Annotated in this window: 4 protein-coding genes; all 4 read left to right on the forward strand. The window is 73.9% G+C overall.

The window, feature by feature from the left end; genetic code table 11:
- The first annotated feature begins 189 nt into the window (after positions 1-189).
- From ACIRJT_RS26600 to ACIRJT_RS26615, 4 genes are read left to right on the forward strand one after another with little or no spacing between them, the layout of a single operon-like run.
- A complete protein-coding gene (locus ACIRJT_RS26600) occupies positions 190-7,566 on the forward strand; it encodes a beta-ketoacyl synthase N-terminal-like domain-containing protein (protein WP_403913669.1) in 7,377 nt (2,458 codons plus the stop codon).
- Positions 7,567-7,605: 39 nt separating this feature from the next.
- Positions 7,606-9,237 carry a PfaD family polyunsaturated fatty acid/polyketide biosynthesis protein gene (locus tag ACIRJT_RS26605; RefSeq protein WP_403913672.1) on the forward strand — a complete coding sequence of 544 codons (1,632 nt, stop codon included), beginning with the start codon at positions 7,606-7,608 and terminating at the stop codon, positions 9,235-9,237.
- Complete coding sequence (locus ACIRJT_RS26610; RefSeq protein ID WP_403913675.1) at positions 9,234-10,955, forward strand: acyl-CoA dehydrogenase family protein; 1,722 nt, start codon at positions 9,234-9,236, stop codon at positions 10,953-10,955. The genes ACIRJT_RS26605 and ACIRJT_RS26610 overlap by 4 nt, the downstream gene beginning before the upstream one ends.
- The gene (locus ACIRJT_RS26615) at positions 10,942-12,735 is read left to right on the forward strand and encodes an acyl-CoA dehydrogenase family protein (RefSeq protein ID WP_403913678.1); all 1,794 of its coding nucleotides are present in this window, start codon (positions 10,942-10,944) and stop codon (positions 12,733-12,735) included. The genes ACIRJT_RS26610 and ACIRJT_RS26615 overlap by 14 nt, the downstream gene beginning before the upstream one ends.
- The last annotated feature ends 20 nt before the right edge of the window (positions 12,736-12,755 follow it).

Below are 12,755 nucleotides of genomic sequence, written 5' to 3' on the forward strand. Positions count from 1 at the left end.
GCGGTCACGGTGATCGACGGCGAACTGCTGACCACGCTCTGACGGCCCGTCGGGGGGGGGGGGGCCCCCCGCCCGCCCCCCCCCCCCCCCCCCCCCCCCCCCCCCCCCCGGGGGGGGCGCCCCCCGCCCCCCCCCCCCCCCCCCCCCCCCCCCCCGGCCCCGCCCCTCAGAAGGGACCGTAGAGCTCTCATGAGCAAGTACGCCATCGTTGGCCTCTCCTGCCTGTTCCCGGGCGCGGAGTCCCCTGCCGAGTTCTGGCAGAACCTCCACGCCGGGACGGACAACCGCGGGGAAGGGGGCGAGCAGATCTTCGGTCCCGGCATCGACGCCAGGGACGCGGATCCGCAGCACGCCGTCTACTGCACACGCGGCGGCTTCGTCACCGGATTCGACTTCGACCCGGAGGGCTACCTCCTGGACCCCGGCCACCTCTCCGGGCTCGACCGGATCTTCCACTGGTCGCTGCACGTGGCCCGGGAGGCGCTGCGCGACAGCGGGCAGCTGGACCGCCCCGGCGTCCTGGACCGCACCGGCCTGATCCTGGGCAACTACTCCTTCCCCACCCCGGCCTCCGCGGCCGTCAGCGTCCCCCTGGTCCAGGAGTCGGTCCTCGAAGGCCTGCGGCGGGCCGGGCACCCGGCGCTCGGCGCGCTGGCCGACGCGAGCCGTCGGATCGACCCGTCGCGGCTGCGCCCCGAGAACCTGCGGGTGAGCGGCTCGCCGGCCTCGGTCGCCGCGAGCGCGCTCGGGCTGGGCGGCCCCCGCTACGCGCTGGACGCCGCCTGCTCCTCCGCGCTGTACGCACTCAAGCTGGCGTGCGACCACCTCGCCGCCGGCCAGGCCGATCTGGTGCTGGCGGGCGGCGTCTGCGCGCCCGACCCCACGCTGATCCACCTGTCGTTCTCCGACCTCCAGGCATACCCGCGCGACGGCTTCAGCCAGCCCTTCGACAGCCGGTCCGGAGGCATCCTCACCGGTCAGGGCGCCGGGATGGTCGCGGTGAAGCGGCTGGCCGACGCGGTACGCGACGGGGACCGCATCCACGCCGTCGTGGACGGCATCGGGCTGACGAACGACGGCAGCGGCCGCCATCTGCTCGTCCCGCAGGGCGGCGGGCAGCACGAGTCGTACCAGCGGGCCTACGCCGACGCCGGTGTCGACCCGGCCACCGTGGACTACCTGGAGTGCCACGCGACCGGGACCCCCATCGGGGACGCCACCGAGGTGGACTCCGTCGCCGAGTTCTTCGGCGGGGCCGGCCGGGTGCCGCTGATCGGCTCGGTGAAGGGCAACATCGGCCATCTGCTCACCGTGGCGGGGCTCAGCAGCCTCCTCAAGGTCGTGCTGTCCATGGGCGACGGGCACATCCCGCCGACCATCGGCGTGACCCGTCCCGTCACCTCGAAGGACGGACGGGTCGGCGAGGAGTCGCTCGTCCGCACCGGCCGCACCTGGCCCGAGGGCGAGGGCCCCCGCCGGGCGGCTGTGTCCGCGTTCGGCTTCGGCGGGACCAACGCCCACGTGGTGCTCTCGGAGGCGGCCACGGCCACCGGCGGCACACCCGAGGACTCGGCCCCGGCCGAGGTGCCCGCGCTCGACATCGTCGGTCTCGGCGCCCACTTCGGCCCGCTCGACTCCCTCGACGCCTTCGAGGAGGCGGTCCACCGAGGCGCCGGAGCCCTCGTCCCGCTGCCCGAGCGCCGCTGGCGCGGCCTGGACCAGACCCGCGGGGGTTCCCTGGAGGCCGCCACCGGCGTCGCGCCCGGCACGGTGCCGAACGGCGCGTTCGTCGACGGCCTCGGCATCGACCCCGTCGACCTCAAGATCCCGCCGGCCGACCTGCGTACGTACAACCTCCAGCACGCCCTGGTCACGAAGGTCGCCGACGAGGCCCTGCGGGACGCGGGGTTCAGCCGGGCCACGGCCGAGGGCCGGAGCGCGCCCGACCCCCGGCGCATCGCGGTGGTCATCGGCATGGAGATCGAGCCGATGACCCATCTGCGGCTCACCCGCCGCGGCCTGGGCGCCTTCGTCCGCGAGGAGTTCGCGCGGGCCGGGGTCGCGGTGGACGAGGAGCGGCTCGCCGCCATGAGCGCGGCCGGCCGGGACGCGGTCGTGGACCCCATCGTCGCCAACGAGGTGCTGAGCTTCATCGGCAACATCATGGCCAGCCGCATCTCCTCCCTCTGGAACCTCACCGGCCCCTCCTTCACCGTCTCCTCCGACGGCTCGGGCACCGCCGAGGCCCTGGAGGTCTCCCGGCTGCTGCTGCTCGACCCCAGCATCGAGGCGGTCCTCGTCGGAGCGGTCGACCTGGCGGGCTCGGCGGAGAACCTGCTGCTCCGCCCGGACGTGGTGGGCGAGGCCGGACTGACCTTCGGCGAAGGCGCCCGCGGCCGGCGCATCGGCGAGGGCGCGGGCGCGGTCGTCGTCACCCGGCCGGACGAGCGGGAGCGCCCCGCCTACGCCCGGCTCGACGCGGTCGCCATCCGCCATGCCGCCCCGGTGGACGGCGTGGTGCCGGAGGCCGACGCGGCGACGCTCGTCGCGGCCGCCGAGGAGGCACTCGCCACCGCGGGCGTCACCGCGGGCGACATCGGCTACCTGGAGGCGCACGCGGGCGGCACCGACGCCCAGGACCGGGCCGAGATCGCCGCCCTGGCCCGCGTCTACCCGGCCGGCGGCGACGGGGTGGCCCTCGGCAGCGCCAAGGCCCTCGTCGGCGACGCCGGGTGCGCGGCGACCATGGCCGGGCTCATCCGGTCCGTCCTGTGCCTGCACCACGGGTATCTCCCCGGCACCGCCGGCTGGACCCGTCCCGCCGACGGACTCGCCGAGGACTTCGGCGCGTCCGCGCTGTTCGTCCCGACCGAGTCGCAGCCGTGGCTGCGCCGGAACAAGGGGGCGCGCAGGTACGCCGCCGTCGACTTCCTCGGCGCGTCCGGTGCGCACGGGCACCTCGTGCTCTCCGCCGACGCCACCCGGGGGCGGGCCGCCCGGGCCGACTGGCGGCGGGCCGACGGGCCTGTCGTGCTGCCGCTGTCGGCGCACTCGTTCGAGGCGCTGCTCGACGCGGTCGAGCGGCACAGGGCGCTGGTGGCCGGGGCCGACCCGTACGACCTCGCCCGGCAGGCCGCCCGTGAGCTGACGGACGGCGGTCCGCGGGTGGTGCTCGTCGGCCAGGACCGCGACGAGCTGCTGGCCCAGCTCGACCTGGCCGCACGCGATCTCCCCGGTGTGCACGGAGACGGCGGCGAGTGGGCCACGCCGGCGGGCAGCTACTTCACCGCACGGCCCATCGGCCCGGACGGCAAGGTCGCGCTGGTCTACCCGGGCGCGTTCAACTCCTACCCGGGTCTGGGCCAGGACTTCTTCCGGGTCTTCCCCGGCCTGCTGGACCGGTTCGAGGAGGACGCGACCCAGCCCGAACGCCAGCTGCGCGCCACCTCGCTCTATCCGCGCAGCCAGGTCGCGCTGGGCCGCCGCGAGCTGATGGGGCTGGAGGCCGGTCTCGGCGACGACGTGCCCTTCATGCTCGCCACCGGCACCAACTTCGCCATCCTGTACACGGATCTGGTGCGCGAGGTGCTCGGTGTCCGGCCGCACGGCGCGTTCGGTTACAGCCTCGGCGAGTCGAGCATGCTCTTCGCGACCGGCGGCTGGCAGACCGGCGGTCGCCGCGACGACCTGATCAGCGACACCCCGATCTTCAAGGACCGGCTGTGCGGGCCCCGTCGCACCGTGCGCGAGCTGTGGAAGCTGCCGGACGCCGTTCCCGACGCGTCCGTGTGGGCCAGTCATGTGCTGCTCACCGACGCCGACTCGGTGCGCGCGGCGCTGCCCCGCTACGACCGGGTCCACCTCACCCACATCAACACCCCGGCCGAACTGGTCGTCGCGGGCGACCCGGAGCAGTGCCGCGCGCTGGTGAAGGAGCTCGGCTGCCCGGCGGCGCGCTCGCCCGTCAACGTCGTCATGCACTGCCCGGTCGTGGACGCCGAACTGGACGGCCTCGCGGGGTTGAACGACTACCCCACGGGCTCGTTCGGCGACCTGGAGCTGTTCAGCGCGTACGACTACGAGGCCCTGCCGGTCCTGGAGCGGGGCGAGACAGCCCGCCGGATCGCCTGGACCCTGCGCTCGACGATCGACTTCGCCCGACTGGTGCGGGACGCCCACGACCGGGGCTTCCGCTACTTCATCGAGGTCGGCCCCGGCGCGACCTGCTCGCGCTGGATCCACGACACGCTGGGGGACGCGCCGCACGCCGCGGTTCCCGTGGACCGGCGCGGCGTCTCCACCGCCAGGTCGGTCGCCCGGCTGGTGGCCCGGCTGGTCGGCAACGGCCTGGATCTGGACCTGTCGGCGCTGCTGGAATCGCCCTCGACCGCGGCGCGGAGCGCCCGAGCCCATCGCTTCCGTGTGGGCGGCGGTGATCCGGTCCCGGCACGCGTGGCCCGGAGCATCGCCGCGACGGCGTCCGCGGGTGCGGCCGCGGACGCCGTCCCGACCGTCCCCGCCGCCGCGCTCGCCGCCTCGGGAGCGTCCGCCGCGCCCGCCGCCTCCGGCCCGGCCGCCCCCGGCGCCGCCGCCGCAGGGGGAGGGACCGGCGGTCGAGCCACCGCGGGTCCCGGCACGCCCCGCCCCGCCGCCCCGTCCGCCCCCGTACCGTCCGTACCGCCGGAGGACCCCGCCATGCCTGCCGATCCGACTCTCGCCGACGCGGAGGTCATCACCTTCGACGGCGACCCGATCTCCTTCCTCCCCTGGGCGCCCGCACCGCACGGGGGCAGCGCCCCGCCGGTCCCCGCCCGGTCCGACGCCCCGCCTCCCGCGCCCACCGCCCCCGTCCCGGCACGCCCCGCGGCGGCCGCCCCGGCCACCGGGTCCGACGGCTCGCCCGCCCCCGCCGCCGACCTGGTGCGGGACATCCGCCGGCAGATGGTCACCACCCACTCCGTCGTGATGGAGACCCAGCGCATCCTCCAGGGCGCGACGCTCTCCCGGATCGAGGCGCTGCTGGGCGGCGACGCCGCGGCCCCCGCCGGCCCGCCCGCGCCCCCGGCCCTTCCCGCGCCCCTGCCGGCGGCGGCTCCCGCGGCCGCGCTGCCCCCGGCCGCCCCCGCCCCCGTGGACCCGCCGGAGCCCGCGGCCGGGCAGCGCGAGGTCAAGGAGGGCGTGATCTGGGACGAGGCCGATCTGCTGGAGTTCGCGGTCGGCTCCGTGGCCAAGGTCTTCGGGCCGGAGTTCGGCGTCATCGACGGGTACGACAAGCGGGTGCGGCTGCCCGCGCCGCCCTACCACTTCGTCTCCCGCGTCACCGCGCTCGACGGCACCACCGGTGAGTTCGAGCCCGCCACGATCACCACCGAGTACGACGTCCCCGAGGACGCCTGGTACGCCGTGGACGGGGGCGTACCGCCGGCCGTCACCGTCGAGGCGGGCCAGTGCGACCTGCTGCTCGTCAGCTATCTGGGCATCGACTTCCGCAACAAGGGCGAGCGGGTCTACCGCCTCCTGGACAGCACCCTGATCTTCCGCGGGAACCTGCCCCGGACCGGTCAGACCCTGCGCTACGACATCTCCATCGACCGCTTCGTGCACCAGGGCGCGACCACGCTCTTCTTCTTCAGCTACCGGTGCTACGCCGACGGCGAGCTGATCCTCGAACTGCACGACGCCTGCGCCGGGTTCTTCAGCAAGGAGGAACTCGCCACCCCGCTCGGCGTCGTGATGACCGACAAGGAGAAGGCGGCCCGCGCGGCCCTGCCCAAGGGGTACTTCAAGCCGCTCGCGTACACCGACAAGAACCACCTCACCCTCGATGACCTGGAGGTCCTGTCCCAGGGCCGGCCCGGTGACGTCTTCGGCCCGGACCACGCCCAGGATCCGGGCGTCAACCCGGCGATCCGGCTGCCCGACGCCAGGCTGCGGATGATCGACGAGGTGGTCATCGACCGCAAGGGCGGCCCGCGCGGCCTCGGCACCCTCAGCGCCGTCAAGCGCCTGGAGCCGGACGCCTGGTACTTCACCTGCCACTTCCCGGACGACCATGTGCTCGCCGGCTCGCTGGTGGCCGAGGGCGCGGTGCAGCTGCTCCAGATCTACCTGATGCACCAGGGCATGCACCTCACGCTGCCGGACGCGCGGTTCCAGTGCGTCACCGACGTACCGATCGAGGTCCAGGTCCGCGGCCAGATCACCCAGGCGCACCAGGAGATCCGGTACGAGGTCGAGGTCATGGAGCTCTCGCTCCTGCCCCGGGCCACGGTCATCGCCGACGTGCTCATCTACCTGGGCGACCTGCCGGTCATCCGGATGAAGGGGCTCGGTCTCCAGGTCCGGGAGAAGGAGGGCACGCCCTTCCGTCCCGAGGCCGGCGGCGTCCCGCGGTTCCTCGGCCGCCGCAACCGCGACGGCGAGGCCGCGATGATCAACGAGATGCACCTGGCCCACGCGGCCAAGGGGCTGCTGGACGTCGCGATGGGCCCGGAGTTCGAGGTCTACCGCGACAGCCGCGCCCCGTACATCCCGAACGGCGACTTCCAGTTCGTCGACCGGGTGATGTCCCTCAAGGGCACCCGGGGCGATCTGCGCAGCCCCGGCTCGGAGATGGTCACCGAGTACGACTCGCCGGCGGACGCCTGGTACTACGAGGAGAACGCCCACCCGCACATGCCGAACGCGGTCTACATGGAGAGTTCGCTCCAGGCCGCGATCTTCCTCGGCTACTACCTCGGCGCGACCCTGGAGTCGCCCGAGGAGGAGTACGCGATCCGCAACCTCGACGGCCGGGCGACCCTGGTCAAGGACGTCGACCTGCGCGGCAGGACCATCCGCCACCACTCCAAGCTCCTCATGACGAGCGCGGTCTCCGGCGCGGTGCTCCAGAACTTCAGCTACGAACTCTCCGCGGACGGCGAGGTGTTCTACACCGGGGAGTCGCTCTTCGGTTACTTCAGCGACGCCGCCCTGGCCAATCAGGTGGGCCTGGACGCCGGGAAGTACGTCGCTCCCTGGATCGAGACGGAGAAGCCGTCCGCCGACCGCGTCCGCCGCATCGAGCTCGGCGCGGACGCGCCCGCCCACACCGACCCGGCCGGAGGTCATCTGCGCCTGGCGGGAGGCCGGTTCGCCCTGGTGGACCGGGTCGACCTGGTCGCCGACGGCGGCCGGCACGGCCAGGGCTACCTGCACGGCCACCGCGCCATCCGGCCGGACGAGTGGTACTTCGACTGCCACTTCCACCGCGACCCGGTGATGCCCGGATCGCTCGGCGTCGAGGCGATCCTCCAGGCGATGAGGCTCTTCGTCCTGGAGGAGAAGCTCGCCGAGGGCATCGAGCGGCCCCGCTTCGCGATGGCCACCGAGGTCGAGACGGCCTGGAAGTACCGCGGCCAGATCCTGCGCGACGACCGCGAACTCCGGTTCGACGTGCACATCAAGGAGGTCCGCCGCGAGGAGGGCCGGCTGCTCCTCATCGCCGACGCCGACCTGTCGAAGCCGGGCCTGCGCATCTACGAACTCACCGACGTGGCCATCGAGGTCCGTTCCGCCGACGCCTGACGGCCCGACCAGCGCTCAGCCCTAGGAGCTTCGTATCCCATGCCCCTTCACGACACGCCTCTCCGGTGGTCCGGAGAGCGGTACCCCAGTACGGACGCGGCGGGGATCTACCACGCCCTCGCCGACCTGGACCAGCCCTGTTTCGTCGTCGTCACCCCGCAGGGGATCGGAGCCGTCTCCGGCGGCTCCGCGGTCTCCGGCTCCGACCCCACCGGATGGCCGCTGCTCGCCGCCGCCCAGCCGCTGCCGCCGCACCGGCTGGGGTCGGCCGCCTTCCTCGCGGCCCACGGGGTGCGCAGCCCGTACATGGCCGGTGCCATGGCGGGCGGCATCGCCTCGGCCGACATGGTCGTCTCCCTCGCCCGGGAGGGATTCCTCGCCTCCTACGGGGCGGCCGGGCTGCTGCCCGGGACGATCGAGAAGGCGCTCGGCAGGTTCGCCGTCGAGATCCCCGGCCTGCCGTACGCGGTCAACCTCATCCACAGCCCCAGTGAGGACCGGCTGGAGCGGGAGGCCGTCGAGCTCTTCCTCCGCCACGGCGTGCGCTGCGTCGAGGCGTCCGCCTATCTCAACCTCACCCCGCACGTGGTCCGCTACCGGCTGGCCGGACTCCGCCGGGAGCCGGACGGCTCCGTCGTGGCCGACAACCGGCTGATCGCCAAGATCTCCCGGACCGAGACCGCGGAGCGGTTCATGCGGCCCGCGCCCGCGACCCTGGTGACCTCGCTGCTGGAGCAGGGGCTGATCACCCAGGAGCAGGCCGCGCTCGCCCACCATGTGCCGCTGGCCGACGACATCACCGTCGAGGCCGACTCCGGCGGGCACACCGACCGCCGGCCGCTGCCCGCGCTGCTGCCGACGATCCTGCGGCTGCGCGACACCGTGCAGCGCGAGCACCGCTACACCGTGCCGATCCGGGTGGGCGCGGGCGGCGGGCTCGGCACCCCCGTCGCGGTCTCCGCCGCCTTCGCCATGGGGGCGGCGTACGTGGTGACCGGTTCGGTGAACCAGTCGTGCCTGGAGTCGGGCGCGTCCACGGCCTCCAAGGCGATGCTCGCGGAGGCGGGGATCGCCGACTGCGACATGGCCCCCGCGGCCGACATGTTCGAGATGGGGGTGGAGCTCCAGGTCCTGAAGAAGGGCACGCTCTTCCCGATGCGTGCCAAGAAGCTCTACCAGCTCTACCAGGCCCACGACAGCATCGAGGCGATCCCGGCCGCCGAACGCGCCAAGCTGGAGCAGCAGGTGTTCCGGCGTCCGCTGGAGGACGTCTGGCAGGAGTGCGTGGGCTACTTCGAGCGGCGCGACCCGGAGCAGCTCGCCCGCGCGGCGGGCAGCCCCAAGCGGCGGATGGCGCTCGTCTTCCGGTGGTACCTGGGGATGTCCTCGCGCTGGGCGGTCACCGGCGACACCGACCGGACTATGGACTACCAGGTCTGGTGCGGCCCGGCGATGGGCAGCTTCAACGACTGGGTGACCGGCAGCTATCTGAAGACGCCGGGCAACCGGCGCGTCGCCGACGTGGCCCACCACCTGATGCTGGGCGCGGCCTTCCACACCCGTCTCGCCCAGCTGCGCAGCGCCGGCGTGCGGATTCCGGCGGGTGTCGGCGACTACCGTCCCGTGCCGCTGGAGGCTCCGGCCGACGGCACCCCGGCAGGTCTGCGATGAGCGCGGCGCTGACTCCGGAGCGGCTGGAGGAACTGCTCGGCGACCCCGGCGACGACACCGGGCCGTACGGGTTCGCCGCTGCGGTCGCCCGCGACGAGCAGGACGCGTTCCCCACCGCGCTGTGCGAGGCGCTCGTCGGCGCCGGGTTCCACCTGGCCTACCTGCCCCCGGAGTGGGGCGGCACGTTCCGGTCGTTCGACCGCAGCCTCACCCTGGTGCGGTGCGCGGCCCGCCGGGACGTCAACATCATGCCGGGCACGATGTTCAGCATCATCGCCGCGACCTGCCTCCAGCTGCACGGCTCGCCCGCCCAGCAAAAGCGGGCGGCACAGATCCTGCGCGGCGGCGGCGCGGTGGCCTTCGCGCTGACCGAGGCGGAGCACGGCAGCGACCTGCTGGCGGGCGAGGTGCGGCTGTCCGACGGGGTGCTGGACGGCGAGAAGTGGATGGTCGGCCTCGGGATGCGCTGCGAGGCGGTCTACGTGGTCGCCCGCACCGGGGGCCGGGGGCCGGCCGCCTTCTCGGCCGTGCTGCTGGACCTGGCGTCGGTGGAGCCCGGACAGCTGGAGCGGGTTCCGGCCGTGCGCACCGGCGGGATGCGCGGCATCGATCTGGCCCGGATGCGCTTCACCGGGCTGCGGGTGCCCGGGGACGCGCTCGTCGGGAAGGCCGGCGAGGGTCTTGAGGCCGCGGTGAAGGCACAGCAGGCGGTGCGGCTGATGAGCATGGCCGGCAGCCTCGGCATCGCCGACAGCGCGGTGCGCCTCGCCCTGGACTTCGCCTCCGCCCGCAGGGTCGGCCGCACCCTGGTCGCCGACTCCCCCCACCCCCGGCGCGAGCTGGCGGTCGCCTCGGCGGCCCTGCTGGCGGCGGACGCGGTGGCGACGGGCGCGGCCCGCGGGGTCCATGTGCTGCCCGAGGTGTTCAGCGTCTGGGCCCCGGTCGCCAAGCACGTGGTGGCGGAGTCCTGCGACGAGCTGATCCGCCGCTGCGGCACGGTCCTCGCGACCCGCTCGGTGCTGCGGGAGGGGGAGCGCGGCGCCGGGCTCTTCCAGAAGCTCCAGCGGGACTCGGGGGTGGTCCGGGTCATCGACTCCAGCACCCTGGCCAACCTGCGTTCGTACGCGGGCCAGCTGCCGACGCTGACGGCGGCCGGCTCCCCGTCCGACGACCGGGCGCTGGCCACGGTCTTCGGTCTCGACACGGACCTTCCGGCGTACGAGCCGTCCCGGCTCGACATGTTCGCCCGGGGCTCCGACCCGGTCCTCGCCCGGCTCACGGCCGTGCTCGCGGAGGTGACCGGGAGCGTGGCGGAACAGGACGACGTGACGGGTGGGCTGCTGCGCCGCCTGGCCACCGCCGCCGACGGGCTCGGGGAGCTGACGCGCGCCGCCCAGCGGCCGGGCGCCGACCCCAATGCCCTGGTGGACGCGGCCGAGCGCTACGCGTGGCTGCACGCCGCAGCCGTCTGCGTCCACCTGTGGCACGCCAACCGGGACCGCTCGCTGTACGGCACGAAGCCCGGTTCCACGGGCTGGCTGGGCGCCGTGCTCGGCTATCTGCTCGCCCGCGCCGACGGCGTGGACCCCCGGCGCCACGGTGCCGCTCTGCTCCCCGCCCTGGACGCCGTCGCGGCGCTGCGGGAGTCCGGACAGCTCTTCTCCGCCCTGCCGCTCACGCTGGCGCCGACCCGACAGGAGCCCCATGTCCAAGGCTGACCTCACCGCGCTGGCGGAGGAGTTGGAGCGGTATCTCGGCGACCCGTCCGACGACGGCAGCCGGATGTCCTTCCGCCGGATCCTGGACCACGACGAGCACGAGGAGTATCCCTTCGGCTTCGTGAGTCAGCTGCGCCGCTGGGGCGTGCACGAGCACTCCCTGCCCGCGGAGCAGGGCGGCCGGGCGGGCAATGTGGAGACCGGCTTCAACCTGATGCGCCTGGTCGCCCGCCGGGACTGCACGACCGCCACCTGCCTGGTGATCACCAACCTCAGCTTCATGCCGCTGTGGATCGCGGGCACCGAGGAGCAGAAGAGCTCCGCCATCGCCGCGATGAAGCGGGGCGGCGGGCTGTCCTGGGGACTGTCCGAGCGCGACCACGGCAGCGATCTGATCGCCAACGAGATGGCCGCCGTCAAGGTCGAGGGCGGCTACGAGCTGACCGGCGAGAAGTGGCTGATCGGCAATGCCACCGTCGCCGACACGATGCTCGTGTACGCGCGGACCGGCAGCCGTAACGGACCCGGCGCGTACTCCATCTTCATCGTCGACAAGTGGGAGTTGGCGGCCGGGACCGTCGAGGAACTGCCCGGCGAGAAGCTGCACGGGCTGCGGGCTCTCGACCTCAGCGGGCTGCGCCTGGACCGCGCCTTCGTCCCGGACAGCGCGCTGCTCGGGGCCGAGGGCCGGGGGCTGGAGATCGCGCTCAAGGCCACGCAGGTGGCGCGCAGCGTGATCGGCAGCCTGCCGCTCTCGGCGGTCGACACGGGACTGCGGCTGACCCTGGACTTCACCGAGGGGCGGGTGATCTTCGGCACCACGGTCAGCGACGTGCCCTACAGCCGTCGGCAGCTGACCGAGGTGTTCGCCGACCTGATGATCGCCGACGCCATGAGCCTGGGGGCGGTGCGCTGCCTCCAGGCGGCGCCGGAGCAGATCAGCGTGTGGTCGTCGGCGGTGAAGTACCTCGTGCCGACCCTGCTGGAGAAGAGCATGTCCCAGCTGAACACCGTCCTCGGGGCACGGTTCTTCCTCCGCGACCACCCGCACTACGGCCCGTACCAGAAGATGCTGCGCGACCTGCTCGTCGCCAACATCGCCGACGGCAACACCGTGGTGAACCTCCGCAACCTCGGCCAGCAGCTCGACGGGCTGCTGAACACCGTCCGCGACGCCTCGGCCGAAACCCGCGCGGCGGCCTCCGAACGCGCCGCCGTGCTGTTCGGCATGGACCGGGAGCTTCCTGGTTACGAGCCGTGGAAGCAGGAGTTGTTCAGCCGGGGCGCGGACGACGCCCTGCTGGCCGGGCCCGACGGCGTGCGCCGGCTGCGGGAGATCGCCGCGGCGGCCGGGGGCGCCGAACGGGAGCGGCTGGAGCGGGCGGCCGACGCGGCCGAGGAGCTGCTGGGCCGGACGGCGGCGCTGTCCGACCGGGCCGCCGCGCTCAGGGCGCGGCTCGGGCGGGCCTACGGGCACTCGGCGGAGCTGTTCGAACTGTCCAAGGAGTACTGCCTGTTGCACGCGGCCGCGGCCTGCGTGCTGACCTTCGTCCACGCGCACGGGGTGTCGGAGGCACCGCTGCCGAGCGGCGCTCTGCTGCTGCTGATGCTGGAGCGGCTGCGCCGCCACATCCACCCGGTGGAGCAGATCACGGATCAGTCCGACATCGACGAGGTGATGGCGGTGCTGCGCGGGCTGCACCAGGAGGACCGGCTCTTCTCGCACTGGCAGTTCGCCCTCGCCAAGCGGTCCGGCGTCCCCGCCGCCGCCCGCCGCTGAGAATCCGAAGGGGCACAGCC

The sequence above is a fragment of the Streptomyces sp. NPDC102283 genome (assembly GCF_044766265.1).
Taxonomy (GTDB): domain Bacteria; phylum Actinomycetota; class Actinomycetes; order Streptomycetales; family Streptomycetaceae; genus Streptomyces.

Excerpts from the sequence above, each read along its gene's own strand:
- ACIRJT_RS26600 (WP_403913669.1), top strand. The coding sequence starts at position 190 with ATGAGCAAGTACGCCATCGTTGGCCTCTCCTGCCTGTTCCCGGGCGCG.
- ACIRJT_RS26610 (WP_403913675.1), top strand. The coding sequence starts at position 9,234 with ATGAGCGCGGCGCTGACTCCGGAGCGGCTGGAGGAACTGCTCGGCGAC.
- ACIRJT_RS26615 (WP_403913678.1), top strand. The coding sequence starts at position 10,942 with ATGTCCAAGGCTGACCTCACCGCGCTGGCGGAGGAGTTGGAGCGGTAT.
- ACIRJT_RS26605 (WP_403913672.1), top strand. The coding sequence starts at position 7,606 with ATGCCCCTTCACGACACGCCTCTCCGGTGGTCCGGAGAGCGGTACCCC.